This window comes from Micromonospora sp. D93 (assembly GCF_018070365.1).
Taxonomy (GTDB): domain Bacteria; phylum Actinomycetota; class Actinomycetes; order Mycobacteriales; family Micromonosporaceae; genus Micromonospora; species Micromonospora ureilytica.
The window spans coordinates 50,423-70,674 of record NZ_JAGPXW010000025.1 but is presented as its reverse complement, the minus strand read 5'-3'; the positions used below and the strand labels follow the sequence as shown (position 1 = coordinate 70,674).

Sequence of the window (20,252 nt, the reverse complement as noted above, 5' to 3'; positions counted from 1 at the left end):
GAACGAGATTCTTCAATCTCTGCCGGCGGGTGTCAACGGTTCACGGCCGGTAGCGGTAGCCCATTCCCGGCTCGGTGACGAGGTGGCGGGGGCGGGCCGGGTCGTCCTCCAGCTTGCGCCGCAGCTGGGCCAGGTACTGCCGCAGGTAGTTTGTCTCGTTCTGGTATTCCGGCCCCCACACGTCCTGCAGGAGCTGACGTTGACTGACCAGCTTGCCGGGGTGACGCAGCAGCTTCTCCAGCACGCTCCACTGGATGGGGGTCAGCTTGACCTCGGTGCCGTCGTCCTTGCGCACGCTGTGGTCGGCCAGGTCGACTGTGTGCTGACCGATCCGCAGTGCCGGCACCGCCTCGCTGGGCCCGCCGAGGCGGCGGGTCACCGCGCGGATGCGGGCCAGCAACTCCTCCACCCCGAACGGCTTGGTGACGTAGTCGTCAGCACCCGCGTCGAGTGCCGCGACCTTGTCCTCGCTGCCGGCCCGACCGGAGAGCACGATGATCGGCACTGTGGTCCAGCCACGCAGGCCCCGGATCACCTCGACGCCGTCGATGTCGGGCAGGCCGAGGTCCAGCACCACCAGGTCGGGCGGGTGGCTGGCGGCGGCCCTCAAGGCGGCGGCGCCGGTATCGGCGACGTCCACGTCGTACCGGCGGGCCCGCAGGTTGATGCGCAGGGCACGCAGGATCTGCGGTTCGTCGTCGACGACCAGGATGCGCGTCATTCCCGCGGCCCCTCCGAGGTGTTCTGCGCGGCCGGCAGCCGCAGCACCATGGTGAGCCCACCGCCGGGGGTGGTCTCCGGGGTGATGCTGCCACCCATCGCCTCGGCCAACCCCCGGGACAGGGCAAGACCGAGACCGACGCCTGTCTGGTTGTCCCGGTCACCGAGGCGTTGGAACGGCAGGAAGACGTGCTCCCACTGGTCCTCCGGGATGCCCGGCCCTCTGTCGATCACCCGCAGCTCGACCTGACCGGCGTGGGCGCTGGCGGTGATCGTGGGCGGCTGTTCGGGTGGGCTGTACCGCAGCGCGTTCGCGACGATGTTGACAAGCACCCGTTCCAGCAGGCCCGGGTCGGCGGTGGCGGCCGGCAGGTCGGCCGGGATGTCCGTGCCGACCGTCGCGGCAGCCGGGCCAAGTTCGTCCAACGCCAGGGGTACGGCGTCCTCCAGGCCGATCGCGGTCGCCGAGATGCCCAGCACGCCCGCCTGGAGTCGGCTCATGTCCAGGAGGTTGCCGACCAGCCGGGCGAGGCGGTCCAGCGACTCCTCGGCGGTCTCCAACAGCTCCTCGCGGTCGGACTCGTCGAACTCGATGTCGTGGCTGCGCAGGCTGGTCACTGCCGCCTTCGCGGACGCCAGTGGCGTACGCAGGTCGTGGCTGACCGCGGCGAGTAGCGCGGTGCGCATCCGGTCGGCGGCGGCGAGGGGCCGGGCGGTGGCGGCCTCCTCGGCGAGCCGTTCCTGGCGCAGCGCGACGGCGGCCTGGGCGGCGAACGCCTCGACGATCCGCCGGTCGGCGGCCTCCAACCGCCGGCCGCAGAGCACGACGGTGATCCGCTCGTCGACAGGTACCGCCGTCTCACCGCCTTCGGGGGTGCAGGCCGGGCCCTCGCCGACGCTGGCCACGATGCTCCAGGCGTGCTCCTCGCGGGCCCGGTCGGGGCGACCGGTGGCCTCCTCGGCCAACTCCAGCACGCTCACCGCGCGCAGCCCGAACGTCTCCCGGAGCTGGTCCAGCAGGGCGGGTAGGGGACGTTCGCCGCGCAACACACCGCCGGCGACGGCGGCGAGGGTCTGCGCGTCGGCGGCGGCCCGCGCGGCCTCCCGGGTACGCCGGGCTGCCACGTCGACGACCCAGCTCACCGCGAGGGCCACCCCGACGAAGACGGCCAGGGCGAGCAGGTTGTCCGCCTCGGAGATGGTCAGCGTGCGGAAGGGCGGGGTGAAGAACCAGTTGAGCAGCAGCGAGCCGCCGAGCGCGGCGACCAGGGCCGGCCACACCCCGCCGACCAGCGCGACCCCGACCACCCCGGCGAGAAACAACAGAATGTCGTTCGTCAACGTCAGGTCGGGCAGGGTCTTCAGCAGCACTGTGAGCAGCGGCATGCCCAGCACCGCCAGGCCGAAGCCGAGCAGCCGGCGGCGTCGGGACAGCGCCGCCGGCACCGCCGCCGCCCGGCGACCCTTACCGGCCTGCCGGTGGGTGACCAGGTGCACGTCGATCGAGCCGGAGAGCGCTGTGGTGGTCACCCCGACACCCCTGGCGAAGATCTGCGCGAGGCGACCCCGCCGGCTGGCCCCGAGCACCAACTGGGTGGCGTTCACTCCCTGGGCGAAGTCCAGCAGCGCGGCCGGCACGTCGGTGCCGAGCACCTGGTGGTACGTGCCGCCCAGGCTCTCCACCAGCACGCGTTGGCGGGCCAGCTGGGCCGGGTCGGCGCCGGCCAGCCCGTCGCTGCGGCCCACGTGCACGGCGAGCAGGTCGGCGCCCTTGCTGCGGGCGGCGACCCGGGCGGCGCGACGGATCAGCGTCTCGCCCTCCGGGCCGCCGGTCAACGCGACCACCACCCGTTCCCGGGCCTCCCAGGTGGCGGCGATCCCCTGCTGGCTGCGGTAGCGGTCGAGCTGCTCGTCGACCTTGTCGGCCAGCCAGAGCAGCGCCAGCTCGCGCAGCGCGGTGAGGTTGCCGACCCGGAAGTAGTTGCCCAACGCGGCGTCGATCTTGTCGGGTCGGTAGATGTTGCCGTGCGCCATCCGCCGGCGCAGCGCCTCCGGAGTCATGTCGACCAGCTCGACCTGCTCGGCGGCGCGGACGATCTCGTCCGGCACGGTCTCCCGCTGGGTGGTGCCGGTGATCTGCGCGACGACGTCGTTCACCGACTCCAGGTGCTGCACGTTGACAGTGGACAGCACGTCGATCCCCGCGTCGAGCAAGTCCTGGACGTCCTGCCAGCGCTTGTCGTGCCGGGAACCGGGCACGTTGCTGTGCGCCAGCTCGTCGACCACAGCGATCTGCGGCCGGCGGGCCAGCACCGCGTCCAGGTCCATCTCGGTGAACGCCGCGCCGCGGTAGTCAATGGTCCGGCGGGGCACCTGCTCCAGGTCGCCGAGCATCGCTGCGGTGTGTTGGCGGCCGTGGGTCTCCACGAAACCGATCACCACGTCGGTGCCACGCGCGGCCCGCCGCTGGGCCTCCTCCAACATGGCGTACGTCTTGCCGACGCCAGGGGCGGCCCCGAGATAGATGCGCAGTTCTCCGCGTGGCACGGGGACCATCCTCCCTGGTCAGATCGGCGGGCGGGGTCGTGCCGGTCGGCACGGCCCCGCCCGCGAGGGTGCTCAGCGTGCGGCGAACTGCTTGTCGAGGGCGAGGTTGAGCTCCAGCACGTTGACTCCGGGCTCACCCATGAAGCCCAGCCCACGCCCGTCGGTGTGCTCCTTGACCAGCTCGCGGACCGCCGCCGGGTCCGCGCCGCGCTCCCGCGCGACCCGGTTCACCTGCAACTCGGCGTACGCCGGGCTGATCTGCGGGTCGAGGCCGCTGGCGCTGGCGGTGACCGCGTCGGCCGGCACCGCCGGGTCGGCGGGCGCGTCGCCCCGGATCGGGGTGACCACCCCACCGGCGGCGACGTAGTCCTCGCCGGGCTGGGCCGGTTCCACCGTCACCCCCTCGTAGGTGGGGACGAACGGAGTGGCCGGGGCGGCCTGGTTGACGCTGACCACCCGGGTGACCGGACCGGTCAGACCGTCGGCGCGGAAGACCGCGAGCACGGCGCCCACCCCGTCGTCGGTGCAGTACGGGCGCCGGCCGTCGACGCCGTTGAGCTCACCGACGTCCTTGCTGCGCCCGCACACCTGGGTGAGCAGGCTCTCGCTGGATTCCTCCGGGTCGGTGGCGATGGTGTCGACGACGCTCTCCGGGCCGAGGTTGCTGGCCGAGGTGGAGGTCGGGTCGTAGCCGTCGCCGGCGGCGGAGGGTCGGGACTGGAAGTACCGGGCCACCGGGTTGCCGTCCGCGTCGGTGAAGGACTGACCGATCAGCGCGCTGCCGACAGTCGTCCCACCCGAGGTGATCAGCGAGCCGTCGGTCCTGTGGTTGAGGCCGGGTAGCTGACCGACAGCTACCAGGGCCAGCGGGTAGACCAGGCCGAGCAGCACCGTGAAGACGAGTACGGCGCGCAGCGCGGCGAGGTGTTGGGCGAGCCAGGTGGGTAGGCGCATCACGAAATCCCCGGGATGAACTGGATGAGCAGGTCGATGAGCTTGATTCCGATGAACGGCACGATGATGCCGCCCAGCCCGTACACCAGCAGGTTGCGGCTGAGCAGCTTCGACGCGGCGGCCGGCCGGTACCGCACACCCCGCAGGGCGAGTGGGATCAGCGCGATGATCACCAGGGCGTTGAAGATGACAGCGGACAGGATCGCCGACTCCGGGCTGGACAGCCGCATGATGTTCAGCGCGTCCAGACTCGGGTAGAGGCCGGCGAACATGGCCGGGATGATCGCGAAGTACTTCGCGATGTCGTTGGCGATGCTGAAGGTGGTCAGCGCGCCACGGGTGATCAGCAACTGCTTGCCGATCTCCACGATCTCGATCAGCTTGGTCGGGTCGGAGTCGAGGTCGACCATGTTGCCGGCCTCCTTCGCGGCCGACGTGCCGGTGTTCATGGCCACCCCGACGTCGGCCTGCGCGAGCGCCGGCGCGTCGTTGGTGCCGTCACCGGTCATCGCGACCAGCCGGCCACCCTCCTGCTCCCGCTTGATCAGCGCGAGCTTGTCCTCCGGCGTCGCCTCGGCCAGGAAGTCGTCCACCCCGGCCTCGTCGGCGATCGCCTTCGCGGTACGCGGGTTGTCACCGGTGATCATCACGGTCCGGATGCCCATCCGGCGCATCTCGTCGAACCGCTCCCGCATGCCGGACTTGACCACGTCCTTGAGGTGGATGACGCCGAGCGCGTGGGCGGGCTCACCGTCGACGTGCTCGGCGACGACGAGCGGGGTGCCGCCGGTGCCGCTGATCGCGTCCACGATCTCGCCGACCTGCTCGGTCGGGTGGCCGCCGTTCTCGCGTACCCACTTCATCACCGCGGCGGCGGCGCCCTTGCGGACCCGGCGGGCCGTGCCCACCGCGCCGGCGTCCACGCTGGCGTCCGGGGTGAGGTCGACGCCGCTCATCCGGGTCTGCGCGGTGAACGGTACGAAGGTGGCGTGCGGCATCACGCCGGGCTCGCGCTCGCGCAGCCCGAACTCGTTCTTCGCGAGGACGACCACCGAACGCCCCTCCGGGGTTTCGTCGGCCAGGCTGGACAGCTGCGCGGCATCGGCGAGCGCCGCGGGGTCGACCCCCTCGACAGGTACGAACTCGGCGGCCTGCCGGTTGCCCAGCGTGATGGTGCCGGTCTTGTCCAGCAGCAGGGTGTTGACGTCGCCGGCCGCCTCGACGGCCCGGCCACTCATGGCCAGGACGTTGCGCTGCACCAGTCGGTCCATGCCGGCGATGCCGATGGCGGAGAGCAGCGCGCCGATGGTGGTGGGGATCAGGCAGACCAGCAGCGAGATCAGCACCACGCCTGTGACACCGGAGTCGGTGATCGCCCCGCTGTCCGGCGCTGCCGCCTGGTACGCCTTGGAGAAGATGGCCAGCGGCTGGAGGGTGACAACGGCCAGCAGGAAGATGACGGTGAGCGCGGCGAGCAGGATGTTCAGCGCGATCTCGTTCGGCGTCTTCTGCCGGTTGGCGCCCTCGACCAGGGCGATCATCCGGTCGATGAAGCTCTCCCCCGGCTTCTGGGTGATCTTCACGATGATCTGGTCGGAGAGCACCTTTGTGCCGCCGGTGACAGCGCTGCGGTCGCCGCCGGACTCCCGGATGACCGGGGCGGACTCGCCGGTGATGGCCGACTCGTCGACGCTGGCGATGCCCTCGACGATGTCGCCGTCACCGGGGATGATGCCGCCCGCCTCGACGAGCACGACGTCGCCCTGACGCAGGTCCGGCGCCGGCACCGCCTCATCGCGGTAGGTGTTGGCCCGCGCGCCCGGCTTCCAGTCGATCAGCCGGGTGGCGATGGTGTCCTTCTTCGCCTGCCGCAGGGTCGCGGCCTGGGCCTTGCCCCGACCCTCGGCCACCGCCTCGGCCAGGTTGGCGAAGACCACTGTCAGCCAGAGCCAGATGGTGATCGCCCAGGCGAACACCGACGGGTCGATCACCGCCAGGACTGTGGTGAAGGCCGCGCCGACCTCCACGATCAGCATCACCGGGTTGCGCCACAGCGTGCGGGGGTCGAGCTTGCGGACCGCGTCCGGCAGGGACCGGATCAACTGCTTGGGGTCGAGCAGGCCCCCGCCGATCCGGTTGCCCTGGGTGGCGGGTGTACCGGGGAGTTGCTCTGTCGGGGCGGACGTGACGGACATGTCCTCGTTCCTCATGATGGTCAGAGCCCCTCTGCCAGCGGACCGAGCGCGAGCGCGGGCAGGAAGGTCAGCGCGACGAGGACCACAGTGACGCCGACGACCATGCCGATGAACAGCGGTCGGTGGGTCGGCAGGGTGCCCTCGGACGCAGGGGTGGGTGCCTGGCGGGCCAGCGAGCCGGCCAACGCGAGCACGAAGATGATCGGCAGGAACCGGCCGAGCAGCATGCACAACCCGAGCGCGGTGTTCCACCAGGCGGTGTTGACGGTGATGCCGGCGAAGGCCGAGCCGTTGTTGTTGCTGGCCGAGGTGAACGCGTACAGCACCTCGGAGAGACCGTGCGGGCCGACGTTGAGCGCCGTGGAGTTGTTGCCGGTGGCGAACGCCGCCGCCGTACCGACGAGCACCAGGATCGGAGTGATCAGGAAGTAGAGCGAGGCGAACTTGATCTCGCGCGACCCGATCTTCTTGCCCAGGTACTCGGGAGTACGACCGACCATCAGCCCGGCCACGAAGACCGTGATCACCGCGAGGATGAGCAGGCCGTACAGACCCGAACCGGTGCCGCCCGGTGCGACCTCGCCGAGCATCATGTTGACCATCGTCATCATGCCGCCGAGCGAGGTGAACGAGTCGTGGAACGAGTTCACCGCACCGGTCGAGGTGAGCGTGGTGGCGGCGGCGAAGGTGGCCGAGTTCGACACGTCGAACCGCACCTCCTTGCCCTCCATCGCCACACCGACCGCCTGCGGGACCGTGCCGTGGCCGGCCAACTCGAAGGCGTTGGTGATGGCGACGCTGGCGAACGCGAGGATGCCCATCACGGCGGCGATGGCGTAGCCCTGCCGGTTCTGCCCGACCATCCGGCCGAAGACCCGGGGCAGGCTGAACGGGATCAGCAAGATCAGAAAAATCTCCAGCCAGTTCGTCCAGCTGGTGGGGTTCTCGAACGGGTGAGCGCTGTTGACGTTGTAGAAGCCACCGCCGTTGGTGCCCAGCTCCTTGATCACTTCCTGGCTGGCGACCGGACCACCGGTGATGGTCTGGGTGCCACCGGTCAGCGTGGTCACGTCGGTGCCGCCGGACAGGTTCTGCACCACCCCGCCGATCATCAGCACGATGGCGCCGAGCACCGCGATCGGCAGCAGGATGCGCAGCACGATCCGGGTCAGGTCGACCCAGAAGTTGCCGAGCTGCCCGGTGCGGCTGCGGGCGAAACCACGTACCAGCGCCACCGCCACCGCGATGCCGACCGCCGCCGAGACGAAGTTCTGCACGGCCAGACCGGCCATCTGTACCAGGTGCCCCATCGTCGACTCACCCGAGTACCACTGCCAGTTGGTGTTGGTCACGAACGACGCTGCCGTGTTCCAGGCACCGTGGGTCATCACCGGGTCCAGGCCGAGGGACAACCACAGGTGGTTCTGCACCCGCTGGAACAGGTACAGGAACAGGATCGAGACCGCGGAGAACGCCAGCACGCTGCGGGCGTACACGCCCCAGGTCTGCTCGGCGGCCGGGTTGACCCCGACCAGTCGGAAGATGCCCCGCTCGACCCGCGACTGCTTCGTGCCGGAGACCGCCCGGAACATGTAGTCGCCGAACGGCTTGTAGACGGCGACGAGGGCCGCCACCAGCGTCAACACGAAGATGACGCCCGCTGTTGTCATGGTCATCAGAAGCGCTCCGGAAACAGCAGCGCGAACACCAGGAACGCGCCCAGGACGACCGCGAGCACCAGACCGACGGCGTTTACCGCGTTCACAGCTTCTCCACCGCCCGGACCACCAGGGCGAGCACTGCGAACAGCACCACCGTCAGGACCACGAACACCACGTCAGACACGCTGACTCCTCAGCCGGAAAGGTTCGTCGCGACCGCCTTCCGGTCGCGCCGGGCAATCAAAGCCCCACCAACCGCCGGACGGCAGCTGTCATAACGCGACCATGACGGAGGCGATCAGTTTCTTGACGTGGTTTTCACACCTGCCCACTGAACAGGTGAAATGCGGCACAGGCCCTCGGTGGGCCGCGAGGTCGAGACCGGGTTGTCCGCCCTTTGCTCTGCACCCGCGGAGGCGACACTCACGGTCTGTAGCTGGTGCCTCCGCGGGTGCAGAGCAAAGGGGGGATGCAGGGAGAGAGACCGTGCGCGACCCGGACGGGGTCGCTCATGGCGCGGCGGGGCGGAGGTGCGAGGCCGTTCAGGCCGGGCGGCGGGCCACCAGCACGTCGCGCATGATCGACTGGTCCACCCGGTGCCGCAGCGCGCGGTAGGGCTCGGCGTCGACCACGGTCAGGCCGGCGTCGGCCAACGCCGCCGCCGCGTCGTCCCGGCTGGCGACGTGGGTGTTCCAGGAGACACCGAGCGCGCCGCCGGGGCGCAACAACCGGGCCCAGACCGGAGCGGCGTCCGCGAGCAACGCCAGCGGGTCGCGGGTCAACCCCTGCCCGGCGGTACGACTGCCGTGCTGCACGCCGTACGGCGCGTCGGCGACGACCAGGTCCACGGTCTCGGGGCGGAAGAACTCCGCCGAGCGGGCCGTGTCGGCGTTGACCACGTCCAACAACTGCGTCTGGCCGGCCTTGTGCTCCTCGCGGGTCGGCGCCAACTCGATCCGCACCCGCCGGCCGACCACCTTGCGCTCCCGCCGCACCGGCCCCGACTCCAGCACCCGGTGCTTGACCCGCTTCTGCTTCAGCCAGGTGGTGATGAACGCCCGGTACGCCTCGACGTCCTTCTGGTCGCGCTCGATCCCGGCGGCGTCGAAGCCGTACATCAGCGCCTGGTTGAGGGTGGTGCCCCGACCACAGAGCGGGTCGAGCACCCGGAACCGGCGGCTGGTCATCTCGGTGGCCCAGTCCGAGGCGAGCAGTGTGACGTTGAGCAGCAGCTTGGTGAACTGCTCGTTGGTCTTGCCCGGGTACTTCTGGATGGTGAGCAGATCGTCGTCGTAGCGGTCCAGGCGGCTCCACTCGATCGGCCGCAGCAGCTCGCCCACGATCTCGAACAGCGCGTACCCGGCGGAGAGGTTGCCCAGGACGGCCAGGTCCCGCTCGGTCAGCCCATCGCCGCTGAAGGTGACGTAGGACGCGCCTCCGACCACCTCGGTGTCCAGCTCGCCGATCCGACCGTCCAGCGCCGAGCGGCCGAAGATCTCCAGCTCGGCCCGGGTGAGGTCGACGGCGGCGCGGGCGTACACCCGGTTGGTGGCGGGCAGGATCAGCAGGCCGTAACGCGTCATGATCCGGCGAGTATTCCACAACCAGTCACTGTCGCCGGGAACCGGAGCGGCTGCCGGAGCGACTACCGATACATGGGGTGTGAGCAGTGGCGGGAGGTCCTGTCCGCGCAGCTGGACGGGGAGGAGACCGCCGCCGAACTGACGGCGGTGCAGGGGCACCTCGACGGGTGTGCCGAGTGCCGGGCCTGGTTCACGGCGGTGGCGGCGGTGACTCGGCGGGTTCGTACCCGATTGGTCGTTGAGGTCCCCGACCGGACGGCGGCGATCCTGGCCGCCACCACGGCGGCGGCGGCCCACCGGTCGCGGTGGCGGCGCCTGGCTGGACGAGGCCGGTTGGCGACCGGGCTGCGCTCGGTGTTCGGGCATGGTGGGTCGGTAGCCGGACTACGCGCGGCGTTCGGACGTGGCCCGCTCGTCGCCGGCCTGCGGTCGGCGCTCGGGCTGCTCGGCGCGGTGCAGTTGGTGCTCGGCCTGGCCCAGGTGGGCCGAGGCGCGACAGCCGACCACCTGCACTCCACCGGCCAGCACCTGTGGCACGAGTCCGCGGCGTGGAACGTGGCAGTGGGCGCTGGCTTCCTGTTCGTGGCGCTGCGCCGCAGCCCACCCGCCGGGCTGCTGCCGATGCTCAGCGCGTTCGTCGGCACGTTGCTGCTGCTGTCGGTCAACGACCTGGCCACCGGATCGGTGGGCGCGGAGCGGCTGATCAGCCACGGCTTCCTGGTGGTCGGCTACCTGATCACCGTGCTGCTGTCCCGACCCGGTCTGCGCCCCGGCGGGCCGGCACCGCAGCGGCAGCCGACACCGTCCCGCTGGCGCTTCGGGGCCGACGAGGTGGACCGGCCGCTGCGGGTGGTACGCCCCGAGTCCTACCCGGCCCAGGCCGCCGACCGTTACGCCGCCCCGGCGGCGCGTGCCGGCCAGGCCGCTCCGGCGGCGCGTACCGGCCAGGCCGACGAACGGCGCGCTGCCTGAGCGTCGGCGGCCCGGCGGAACGGTCGGGCCACGGCACTCAGCGCTCTGGTCGCGTCGGCTCGCGGTCGGCAATGACCTGCGGGATGACCTGCTCGACGATGGTCAGCAGGGTGGTGGTGAGCAGCAGGTGCACCTGGGCGCGGGTCAGCGCGCCACGCTGGAGCCACTCGCGGGCGGTCGACGTCGCCAGCCCCCCGTACGCCCGGACCATCCCGCGCAACTCCTCGCGGTGCTCCGCCTCGCCGGCCAACCCGACGGCGACCAGCATGCGGTCCGCGGCGACCTCCTCGGCCTCGGCGAGCACCCGCTCCACGTCGGCGTCGCCGCCCATCCCCCGGGCGGTGACCGCCGCCAGCCAGGAGGTGCTGTGCCGGGAAACCACGTCGAGGAACCAGGTGACGCTGGCGTCGACCCGGGTCCGCAGATCCCCCTTGGGCAGCCGCTCCAGGGCAACCTCGGGAATGGTCACCATGACCCGGACGACCTCCAGGTAGAGGTCCTTCTTCGCCCCGAAGTAGTGGTTGACCAGGCCGCGAGCGACACCCGCCTCGCGGGCGACGTCGGTGGTCGACACGTCCGCGTACGGGCGCTCGCCGAACAGCCGGACCGCGCAGGCCAGGATCTGCCCACGTCGGGCGTCCGGCTCCAAACGGCGGCGGCGCGGAGCCGTCTCGACACTCATCTGCCCGACCCTATCGACAGCTCACCGCGCCAGGCCTCGCGTCAACCACCGCTCCGCCTTGATCAAGTGCTGAGAAGTAGGTGCCAGAGCCACTCCTGACCTACTTTTCATCACTTGATCACCGCAGGCCCTGACGCCGCCGGACCAGGTGACGGCCCAGGTGGCGCAGATTGGACGCCTCGGAGTAGAGCGCCGCGTTGATCGCACCCAGGGCCACCCCGGGTGCTCGCTGCACCCGGTCGACGTCCTGAACCACCCGCCCGATCAACGTGAGCCGGCAACGGAGATCGAACAACTCCCGCCGCGCACAGTGCAGCGCTGTCTCCAACCCCCCGACCCGCTCCCGCAGCCACGCCAACTCCGTCGCCTGATCCATCGGGCACCCTCCCAATGCTCGCGATCGCCGCCTTGGCGGCCCGGCCACAGTCGGACCGTCACGTTCACCCTCACCCATTCGAGACGACTGCGCACGTAGGTAGATGCAATTGGGCATGCCCGATCGCCCTACCGTCAAGTGATGGGTGAAGTCCCGGGTCCGCTGGTCGGTCCGCACGAGCTGCAGGATCTGCTCGGCGTGAGCCGGACCCGCATGCGTCAGCTCATCCGCTACCCGACCTTCCCGGCGCCGTTCCAGCGACTGCACGGCACGACGGTCTGGCTGCGTGCCGATGTGGAGGCGTGGATCGCCGAGCACCGCCCGCCGCGTCCCACCGACGGCGACGAGGCCGAGTAGTTCGCACTCGCAATCTTGGACACTTTCCGTTAGCTCGTAACGGAAACTGTCCAAGATCTCCGCGCGCCCGGTGACGGCAGGGGCACAGGTCCATGATCGACGACTTGGGGCCAGGGCCGCACGGTCTCGGGCTGGCGCACCCGGCCCAGGCATGACGGTCTCGGGCTGCGGACCCGGAACACCCCGACGCCCCCCGTGCCGGCAGGCGATCACGACTTATTGACATGCCGCCAACAGCGCGCGAGGGTGGTGCACATGCCGACTCCCCCGCCCGACGGCTCACCCTGGCGCGAGCCGGAGCATGACGACCTGGCAGATCTGGCCCGCACCTTCTTCACGAAGGAGGTGTTGCCGCACGCCGAGCGTCTGCAGGCGCAGGGCCACCCGGACCGCGAGCACTACCGGCGCGCCGGGGAGTTGGGGCTGCTCGGCCTGTCGGTCCCGGAGGAGTACGGCGGCGGGGGCGGCGGCTTCACCCACGAGGCCGTCCTGCTGCACGAGCAGGCGTACGCCGGGGAGAGCAGCCTCGGCCTGGCCGTCCACAGTGGCATCGTCGCCGGCTACCTGGTGGCGTACGGCAGCGAGGAGCAGAAGCGGCGTTGGCTGCCCGGCCTGTGCAGCGGTGAGCTGGTCGGCGCCATCGCGATGACCGAGCCGGACGGCGGCTCCGATCTTCAGGCGATGCGCACCCGGGCGGTCCGGGACGGCGACGACTACCTGGTGACCGGCGCGAAGACGTTCATCACCAACGGTGGTCTGGCCGATCTGGTCATCGTGGCCGCGAAGACCGATCCCGAGCAGCGGGCGGCCGGCGTCTCGCTGCTGGTGTGCGAGGTGGGTGGCGACCCGGCGGGGTTCCGGCGAGGCCGACTGCTGTCGAAGATCGGGCTGCACGCCAACGACACTGCGGAGTTGTTCTTCGACGAGTTCCGGGTGCCGGGGGCCAACCTGCTCGGCGGCGCCGAGGGGCTGGGCTTCGTCCAGCTCATGCAGCAACTCCCGCAGGAGCGGTTGGTCATCGGTGTCGGCGCGGTGGCCGCCATGGAACGGGCGGTCGCGCTGACAGTCGCGTACGCCAAGGAGCGCACCGCCTTCGGCAAGACCCTGATGGGTCACCAGAACACCCGGATGGTGCTCGCCGAGTGCGCCACCCGCGCCCGGGTCAGCCGGGTCTTCCTGGACGACTGCATCGTCCGGCACACGCGTGGCGACCTGGACGTTTCCACCGCGGCGATGGCGAAGTCGTGGCTCACCGACGGGCAGTGTGAGGTCGTCGACCGGTGCCTTCAACTCTTCGGCGGTTACGGCTACACGACGGAGTACCCGATCGCCCGGATGTACGCCGACGCCCGCGTCCAGAAGATCTACGGCGGCACCAACGAGATCATGAAGGAGTTGATCGCCCGTGCCCTCTGAGGCGTACGTCTATGACGCGGTCCGCACCCCGCGCGGACGCGGCCGGGACACCGGGGCGCTGCACGGGGTCAAGCCGATCTCCCTGGTGGTGGGCCTGATCGACGCGTTGCGGGAGCGCAACCCCGGCCTGGACGTGGGCCGGTTGGAGGATCTGCTGCTCGGCATCGTGACCCCGGTCGGCGAGCAGGGCGGTGACCTGGCGCGGGCGGCCGCGCTGTTGGCCGGGCTGCCCGACCAGGTGGGCGGGGTGCAGCTCAACCGGTTCTGTGCCTCCGGGTTGGAGGCGGTCAACTCCGCTGCCGCGCGGATCCGCTCCGGCTGGGAGCATTTGCTGCTCGCGGGTGGTGTCGAGTCGATGTCCCGGGTGCCGATGGGCTCCGACGGCGCGGCCTGGGCGACCGATCCGCAGACCGCGCTGGCGACGTCGTTCGTGCCGCAGGGCGTCAGCGCCGACCTGATCGCCACGCTGGAGGGCTTCACCCGGGACGATGTGGACGGCTACGCGCTGCGGTCGCAGGAGCGGGCCGCCAAGGCGTGGGCCGGCGGGTACTTCGCCCGCTCGGTGGTGCCGGTCCGTGACGGCAACGGGCTGGACATCCTCACCGTCGACGAGCACCCGCGCCCCGAAACCACCCGGGAGGCGCTGGCCAGGCTCACCCCGTCCTTCGCCACGATGGGCGCGGCGGCCGGCTTCGACGCTGTCGCGTTGCAGAAGTTCCACTGGTTGGAGGCGATCGAGCACGTCCACCACGCGGGCAACTCGTCAGGCATCGTGGACGGCGCCGCGCTGGTGCTGATCGGCTCGGGCGACGTCGGTCGGGACCTCGGCCTCACCCCGCGCGCCCGGATCGTCGGCGCGGCGGTCACCGGTGCCGACCCGACGCTGATGTTGACCGGCCCGATCCCGGCCACCCACAAGGCGCTCGCCGTCGCCGGGTTGACACTCGACGACATCGACCTGTTCGAGATCAACGAGGCCTTCGCCGCTGTGGTGCTCAAGTACGTCAGTGACCTGGGCCTCGACCCGGACCGGGTGAACGTCAACGGCGGCGCGATCGCGCTCGGCCACCCGCTCGGCGCGACGGGAGCGATGCTGCTCGGTACGGCGTTGGACGAGTTGGAGCGCCGCGACCTGCGCCGCGCCGTGGTGACCCTGTGCATCGGCGGCGGAATGGGCGTCGCCACGGTTCTCGAGCGCTGCTGACCCGGAGGACGACAATGACCAACACCATCCGGTACGACCGCGGCGTCGACGGCATCGTCACGCTCACCCTGGACGACCCCACCCAGTCCGCCAACACCATGAACCGGGCGTACGCCTCCTCGATGAGCGCGGTCCTCGATCGGCTGGAGGCCGAGCCCGATCTCGTCGGGGTCATCGTGACCAGCGCGAAGTCGACCTTTTTCGCCGGCGGTGACCTGCCCGAGATGATCCGGGCCACCCGCGCCGACGCGCCCGACCTGGCCGTCCTGCTCGGCACCATCAAACGGGACCTGCGCCGGCTGGAAACGCTGGGCCGGCCGGTGGTCGCCGCTGTCAACGGCTCGGCGCTCGGCGGTGGCCTGGAGATCGCGCTGGCCTGCCACCACCGGATCGCGTTGGACGTGCCCGGCAGCCGGCTCGGGCTGCCCGAGGTGACCCTGGGCCTGCTGCCGGGGGCGGGAGGCGTCACCCGGACGGTACGGATGCTCGGCCTGGCCGGCGCGCTGACCACTGTGCTGCTCACCGGCCGGCGGATGCGCCCGGCCGACGCCCTGTCCGCCGGGTTGGTCGACGAGGTGGTCACCACGCCGGCGGAGCTGCTGGAGCACGCTCGGGCCTGGATCGCGGCGAACCCGCACCCGGCGCAGCCGTGGGACCGGCCGGACTATCGGATGCCGGGCGGCACCCCGGCCAGCCGCTCGCTTGCCGCACAGCTGCCCGCGTTCCCGGCGACGCTGCGCAAGCAGCTCAAGGGCGCCCGGCTGCCCGCGCCCGAGGCGATCCTGGCCGCCGCCGTCGAGGGCGCGCAGGTCGACCTGGAGACCGCCCTGACCGTGGAGACCCGGCATCTGATCGGCCTGCTCACCGGGCAGGTCGCCAAGAACATGATCGGCGCGTTCTTCTTCGACCTGAAGGCCGTCAACGGTGGGGCGGCCCGACCGGCCGATGTGGACGCCCCGCCGGTACGCCGGGTGGCGGTGCTCGGGGCCGGCATGATGGGCGCGGGCATCGCGTACGCCTGCGCCAGCGCCGGGCTTGAGGTCGTGGTCAAGGACGTCACGCCGGAGGCCGCCGGCTGGGCCCGGGAGCACGCCGAGCGGTTGCTGACCCGGGCGGTACGCAAGGGCCGCACGACCGAGGCGGAAGCCCGCGCGGTCCTGGACCGGATCACCACCACCGACCAGGTGGACGCGCTGAACGGCTGCGACGCGGTCATCGAGGCGGTCTTCGAGGACCCGACGCTGAAACAGCAGGTCTTCGCCGAGGTGCTGCCCGTGCTGGCGCCCGACGCGCTGCTCGCCTCCAACACCTCCACCCTGCCGATCACCGGGCTGGCCGCCGGCGTGGACCGGCCGGCGGACTTCATCGGCATGCACTTCTTCTCGCCGGTGGACCGGATGCCGTTGCTGGAGATCGTGGTGGGCGAGCGGACCGGGGACGTGGCTCTGGCGCGGGCGTTCGACCTGGGCCGGCGGATCGGCAAGACCCCGATCGTGGTGAACGACGGCCGGGGCTTCTTCACCAGCCGGGTGATCGGCCGGTTCATCGACGAGGCGGTCGGCATGGTCGCCGAGGGTGTCCCCGCCGCGTCGGTGGAGCAGGCCGCCCTGCAGGCCGGCTACCCGACCGGGCCGCTGGCGCTGGCCGACGAGGTCAGTCTCACGCTGATCCAGCGGATCCGCCGTCAGTTCGAGGCGGCCAGCGAGGAGTTCCGACCGTTGCCGGCGCACCGGCTGGTGGACGAGCTGGTCGACGCGTACGGCCGGTCGGGACGCGCCACCGGACGCGGCTTCTACTCCTACGACGACGGCGCCCGGGGCCGGTTGTGGCCCGGTCTCGCCGACCTGACCAGCGACGCGGGCCGGTCGGTGCCGTTCACCGACCTCCAGGAGCGGATGCTCTTCGCCGAGGCGCTGGACGCGCTGCGCTGCCTCGACGAGGGGGTGCTGCGCACCGAGACCGACGCCAACATCGGCTCGATCTTCGGCATCGGTTTTCCCGCGTGGACGGGAGGGGTGATCCGCTACGTCCGGCAGTACGCGGGCGGCCCGGCCGGCTTCGCGGCCCGTGCCATCGAACTGGCCGACCGCTACGGCGACCGGTTCACACCCCCCGCCGACCTGGTCGACCGGCTCGCCGCCTCGGCCGACGGCCCCGCCGCACCGGTGGGGGTCGCGTGACGGCGGCGCGCGGCGGGCCACTGGCCGGGGTGCGGGTCGTCGAGTTGGCCAGCCTCGCCCCGGCGCCGTTCGGCTGCATGGTGCTCGCCGACCTCGGGGCGGACGTGGTGCGGGTGGACCGGCCGGGCGCCCCGGGAGCGGGCCGGCTGGCCGCACCGACCAGCGGGCCGTTGCAACGCGGGCGGCGGGTCACCGCGCTCGACCTGAAGTCCCCGGCCGGGGTGGCGGACCTGTTGCGCCTCGTCGAACGCGCGGACGTGCTGGTCGAGGCGTACCGGCCCGGGGTGGCCGAGCGGCTCGGCTTCGGCCCGGAGGTGTGCCAGGCCCACAACCCCCGGCTGGTGTACGCGCGGATGACCGGCTGGGGTCAGGACGGCCCGCTGGCAGCCCGCGCCGGGCACGACATCGACTACATCGCGGTGGCCGGGGCGTTGGAGCCGCTGGGACGGGCCGGCGAACGCCCGTACGCGCCGATGAACCTGCTCGGCGACTTCGGCGGCGGCGGCATGCTGCTCGCCGTCGGGGTGCTGGCCGCGCTGCTGGAACGGGAGCGCTCCGGTATCGGCCAGGTGGTCGACGCGGCCATGGTGGACGGCTCGGCGCTGCTCACCTCGTTCCTGCACGGGCTGCTCGGCACCGGCCTGTGGGCTGCCCCGCGCGGGCGCAACATGTTCGACGGCGGGGCGCCGTTCTACGACACGTACGCCACCGCCGACGGCGGATTCATGGCCGTCGGCGCGATGGAACCAGCCTTCTACGCCGTACTCCTCACCGGTCTCGACCTCGCCGACGACCCGGACCTGCCCGCCCAGTACGACCCGAGCGGCTGGGACGAGCTGCGCCGCCGGCTCACCGAGCGGTTCGCCGAGCGGACCCGGGACGAGTGGACTGCGGTCTTCGCCGACCTGGACGCCTGCGTCGCGCCGGTGCTCGCCCCCGGCGAGGCGCACCAGCACCCGCACAACGCCGCCCGGGGCACGTTCGTCGAGGTTGGTGGCGAGATCCAGCCAGCACCAGCGCCCCGCTTCGACCGCACCCCGACCGCCCGCCCAACCCCGGCACCAGACCCGGAGCGGGACGTCCAACCGGTCGAGGAGATCCTCCGCGAATGGCAGTGACCTGTCGAAGGCAGGCGGCGTCGACTTTCGCCCGATCCACATGGGACCTCTCAGGGCAGCCGCGCGAGCTCGCCGTTGATACCTTCAACAAGCGAGGTGGACTGCAAAACGTAGGGGGACGAGCATGGCGGGCACAATTGATCCCTCCGGTCTGAACCGCTCGCTCGAAGAGGCGATGCGCCTACTGAGCCAGGCCTCAGGTCTCACCGCCGCACCCACGGACGATGCTGACGAGCTGAACGGACAACCGGCTCCGCCGGCCGAGCAGACGATGGGGCGCGGCACTGGCGCGGATGGTCTTGTCGAGGCGGAAGTCTCCGCCTTCGGCGCGCTGCAGACCCTGGTGATCGACCCGAACCTGTCCCGGGCCGGCACCAGCGCGATCGCTGGATACGTCCTGGAGGCGGTCCAGGCGGCACAGGCCGACGAGCGCGCCCGGCGGGCCGAGCTGATGGCCGCCGGCCAAGTCGACACCTCGGCCCTGACCCAGCAGCTCGAACGGGTCTCCGACGACGCGTTCCGGGGTTTCCAGCAGATGATCGGCGACCTGGACGTGGTCACCCGCAGGCTGAATCAGCGCTGAGCCATGTCCGACGGGATTCAGGTAGACCTCGACGCTCTACACGCCGCGGCTGCGTCGCTCGCGAAGACCGGCCAGCAACTCGGCGAGGAGATCGCCAGCCTCGAGTCGACTGTCAACGGGGCGGGTAATCCCTGGGGTGACGACGAGGCGGGCTCGCTCTTCGGCGCCGCGTACGTCGAAGTTCTGACGCATGCGCTCGACGTCTACCGGTCGATGGCCGACCAGTTGTTGGAGGCCGCCGGGAATCTCGATTTCAGCGCCGACTCACACGAGGCGACCGACATCGCCAACGCGGAACTCTTCACGAGGATGGAGCTGCCCAGTGGGTATGCAGCTTCCTCCTGAGCTCACCGAAGCCCTGGGCTGGGTCGGATTCACCTGGCCGGCTGCCGACGAGGAGCTGCTCTTCCAAGCGTCCCAACTGTGGTTCGCGTTCGCCGGCCGGCTGCGCACGGCGGTCGGGGAAGCGGAGGCAGGCGCAGCCAAGGTCGGAATGACAAACAGCGGGGACGACGTTCGCGCGTTCGAGCAGGCGTGGCAGGGCGAGGAGGGTGCACCGCGCCGAATGGAGGACGGCGCTCAGGCAGCCGAACTGATCGGCATGGCGTTGCTGGTGATGGCCATCATCACCCTGACCCAGAAGGTCCTCGTCATCGTCCAGCTGACGATTCTGGTGGTTCAGGTAGCGATTGCGTTGGCAGCAGCGGCACCCAGCCTCGGCTCCTCGCTGGCCTCGATCCCCGTCTCGATCGGCCTGGCCCGGATGGCGATCCAGCGGATCATCAAGGAGATCATCGAGCGGGTGGTCAAGGAGATCATTCCGCGGTTGTTGAAGCGTGCGAAGACGCTGCTGCGACGTTTCAACCGCAAGGGCACGAAGCCGGGTGGCCCCGGACGACCCGGTGTGCCCGGCCCACACAGCACACCGCGCTACCACAACACCAAGCCGATGCTCGACAAGTACCGCAACGAGCACCTGCCCGGCGGGCATTTCCCGACGGCCGTACGCCGGCTCAGTCCGGAGGAACTCGAACAGCACCGAGTCTTCTTCGACACCAACGGCATGTTGCGCAGCGCCAGAAGCGGCGAACCGTTCGACACATCGGGCGCTCAGACCGTCTTCAGCGGAAACGGTCAGGCGATCTTCGTAATGGACCGGAACGGCAACCTCTATGCGTCCAACTACCAGAAGGTCGGCGACTTCCACCACTCGACACTGGGCAACGGGCAGCCGGTTGCCGCGGCGGGCGAGTTGGTCGTCAAGGACGGTAGGGTCCAGTACGCGACGGCGCGCAGCGGTCATTACCAGCCTGACGTGAGCCATATGGCCAATCTCGACGCCGAGTTCAAGCGCAACGGTGTGGGCGGGGTTCCGATCCTTGCCTGGGACGGCAGTCAGATCTTCTAGGGAGTCGACGAGCATGGTTACGGACAGTTGGAAGGGCCACGTCAACGGGATCCTCTACGGGATCCAGTTCGACCGGGTGCTCGACGACTCTGTAGTGACCCGGGTCGTCGACGGGGTGACCGCCGGGCTCTACCCGGGAGGCCGGGCCGAGACGCGGGACGCGCTGGAGGAGGCGCTGCGCTACTCGGGCCCACTGAACGACCAGGCTGAGACTCACCACAGTGAGGACGAGATCCGCTCGTTCCTCCGCCAACTCTCCGCCGCACTGGCAACCCCGCCTTCGAGCTGATCAAGAG

At 70.8% G+C, this 20,252-nt stretch carries 19 protein-coding genes; 10 read left to right on the top strand and 9 right to left on the bottom strand.

Annotated features, from left to right (window positions below; all coding sequences use genetic code 11):
• Nucleotides 1-40 precede the first annotated feature (40 nt).
• The 7 genes from KBX71_RS24545 to KBX71_RS24515 all read right to left on the bottom strand — a co-directional run bounded on the left by KBX71_RS24545 (nt 41) and on the right by KBX71_RS24515 (nt 9,660).
• Complete coding sequence (locus tag KBX71_RS24545) at nt 41-721, bottom strand: response regulator (RefSeq protein ID WP_210820254.1); 681 nt, start codon at nt 719-721, stop codon at nt 41-43.
• Nucleotides 718-3,267 carry a DUF4118 domain-containing protein gene (locus KBX71_RS24540; protein ID WP_210820253.1) on the bottom strand — a complete coding sequence of 850 codons (2,550 nt, stop codon included), beginning with the start codon at nt 3,265-3,267 and terminating at the stop codon, nt 718-720. The genes KBX71_RS24545 and KBX71_RS24540 overlap by 4 nt, the downstream gene beginning before the upstream one ends.
• Before the next feature lie 72 nt (nt 3,268-3,339).
• On the bottom strand, nt 3,340-4,221 hold the full coding sequence (locus KBX71_RS24535; protein ID WP_210820252.1) for a potassium-transporting ATPase subunit C: 882 nt from the start codon (nt 4,219-4,221) through the stop codon (nt 3,340-3,342).
• Nucleotides 4,221-6,416: a potassium-transporting ATPase subunit KdpB gene (gene kdpB, locus KBX71_RS24530; protein ID WP_210820251.1), complete on the bottom strand. Its 2,196-nt coding sequence runs from the start codon at nt 6,414-6,416 to the stop codon at nt 4,221-4,223. Before kdpB ends, KBX71_RS24535 begins: the two co-directional genes overlap by 1 nt.
• Before the next feature lie 20 nt (nt 6,417-6,436).
• Nucleotides 6,437-8,092 (bottom strand): potassium-transporting ATPase subunit KdpA, encoded by a 1,656-nt coding sequence (kdpA, locus tag KBX71_RS24525; protein WP_210820250.1) that lies wholly within the window; start codon nt 8,090-8,092, stop codon nt 6,437-6,439.
• Entirely contained in the window at nt 8,092-8,181 is a 90-nt protein-coding gene (kdpF, locus tag KBX71_RS33950; protein ID WP_036410889.1) for a K(+)-transporting ATPase subunit F, read from the bottom strand. Before kdpF ends, kdpA begins: the two co-directional genes overlap by 1 nt.
• A gap of 438 nt (nt 8,182-8,619) precedes the next feature.
• Nucleotides 8,620-9,660, bottom strand: coding sequence for a TRM11 family methyltransferase (locus KBX71_RS24515; protein WP_210820249.1), 1,041 nt, complete (start codon nt 9,658-9,660; stop codon nt 8,620-8,622).
• A 72-nt stretch (nt 9,661-9,732) separates the two neighbouring features.
• Between KBX71_RS24515 and KBX71_RS24510 the strand changes: the two genes are divergently transcribed.
• Complete coding sequence (locus KBX71_RS24510; protein ID WP_210820248.1) at nt 9,733-10,632, top strand: zf-HC2 domain-containing protein; 900 nt, start codon at nt 9,733-9,735, stop codon at nt 10,630-10,632.
• Between the two features lie 37 nt (nt 10,633-10,669).
• Here KBX71_RS24510 and KBX71_RS24505 read toward each other — a convergent pair whose 3' ends face one another.
• Both KBX71_RS24505 and KBX71_RS24500 read right to left on the bottom strand, forming a co-directional pair.
• Nucleotides 10,670-11,314 carry a TetR/AcrR family transcriptional regulator gene (locus KBX71_RS24505; protein ID WP_124818398.1) on the bottom strand — a complete coding sequence of 215 codons (645 nt, stop codon included), beginning with the start codon at nt 11,312-11,314 and terminating at the stop codon, nt 10,670-10,672.
• A 118-nt stretch (nt 11,315-11,432) separates the two neighbouring features.
• Nucleotides 11,433-11,690, bottom strand: a complete 258-nt coding sequence (locus tag KBX71_RS24500) for a hypothetical protein (RefSeq protein ID WP_210820247.1) — start codon at nt 11,688-11,690, stop codon at nt 11,433-11,435.
• Between the two features lie 141 nt (nt 11,691-11,831).
• On the opposite strand from KBX71_RS24500, the gene KBX71_RS24495 reads away from it, so the two are divergent.
• The 9 genes from KBX71_RS24495 (at nt 11,832) to KBX71_RS24455 (ending at nt 20,245) form a co-directional block, all read left to right on the top strand.
• Nucleotides 11,832-12,047, top strand: coding sequence for an AlpA family transcriptional regulator (locus KBX71_RS24495; protein ID WP_112621205.1), 216 nt, complete (start codon nt 11,832-11,834; stop codon nt 12,045-12,047).
• 255 nt (nt 12,048-12,302) lie between these two features.
• On the top strand, nt 12,303-13,463 hold the full coding sequence (locus KBX71_RS24490; RefSeq protein WP_210820246.1) for an acyl-CoA dehydrogenase family protein: 1,161 nt from the start codon (nt 12,303-12,305) through the stop codon (nt 13,461-13,463).
• Complete coding sequence (locus KBX71_RS24485; RefSeq protein ID WP_210820245.1) at nt 13,453-14,667, top strand: acetyl-CoA C-acetyltransferase; 1,215 nt, start codon at nt 13,453-13,455, stop codon at nt 14,665-14,667. The genes KBX71_RS24490 and KBX71_RS24485 overlap by 11 nt, the downstream gene beginning before the upstream one ends.
• 14 nt (nt 14,668-14,681) lie before the next feature.
• Complete coding sequence (locus KBX71_RS24480) at nt 14,682-16,847, top strand: 3-hydroxyacyl-CoA dehydrogenase NAD-binding domain-containing protein (RefSeq protein ID WP_210820244.1); 2,166 nt, start codon at nt 14,682-14,684, stop codon at nt 16,845-16,847.
• Nucleotides 16,844-17,965, top strand: coding sequence for a CaiB/BaiF CoA-transferase family protein (locus tag KBX71_RS24475; RefSeq protein ID WP_210820243.1), 1,122 nt, complete (start codon nt 16,844-16,846; stop codon nt 17,963-17,965). The genes KBX71_RS24480 and KBX71_RS24475 overlap by 4 nt, the downstream gene beginning before the upstream one ends.
• Before the next feature lie 124 nt (nt 17,966-18,089).
• Nucleotides 18,090-18,548 (top strand): YbaB/EbfC family nucleoid-associated protein, encoded by a 459-nt coding sequence (locus KBX71_RS24470; RefSeq protein WP_210820242.1) that lies wholly within the window; start codon nt 18,090-18,092, stop codon nt 18,546-18,548.
• Nucleotides 18,549-18,551: 3 nt separating this feature from the next.
• Nucleotides 18,552-18,893 carry a hypothetical protein gene (locus KBX71_RS24465; RefSeq protein WP_210820241.1) on the top strand — a complete coding sequence of 114 codons (342 nt, stop codon included), beginning with the start codon at nt 18,552-18,554 and terminating at the stop codon, nt 18,891-18,893.
• Nucleotides 18,871-19,956 carry a hypothetical protein gene (locus tag KBX71_RS24460; RefSeq protein WP_210820240.1) on the top strand — a complete coding sequence of 362 codons (1,086 nt, stop codon included), beginning with the start codon at nt 18,871-18,873 and terminating at the stop codon, nt 19,954-19,956. The genes KBX71_RS24465 and KBX71_RS24460 overlap by 23 nt, the downstream gene beginning before the upstream one ends.
• 13 nt (nt 19,957-19,969) lie before the next feature.
• On the top strand, nt 19,970-20,245 hold the full coding sequence (locus tag KBX71_RS24455) for a hypothetical protein (RefSeq protein ID WP_210820239.1): 276 nt from the start codon (nt 19,970-19,972) through the stop codon (nt 20,243-20,245).
• Nucleotides 20,246-20,252 lie beyond the last annotated feature (7 nt).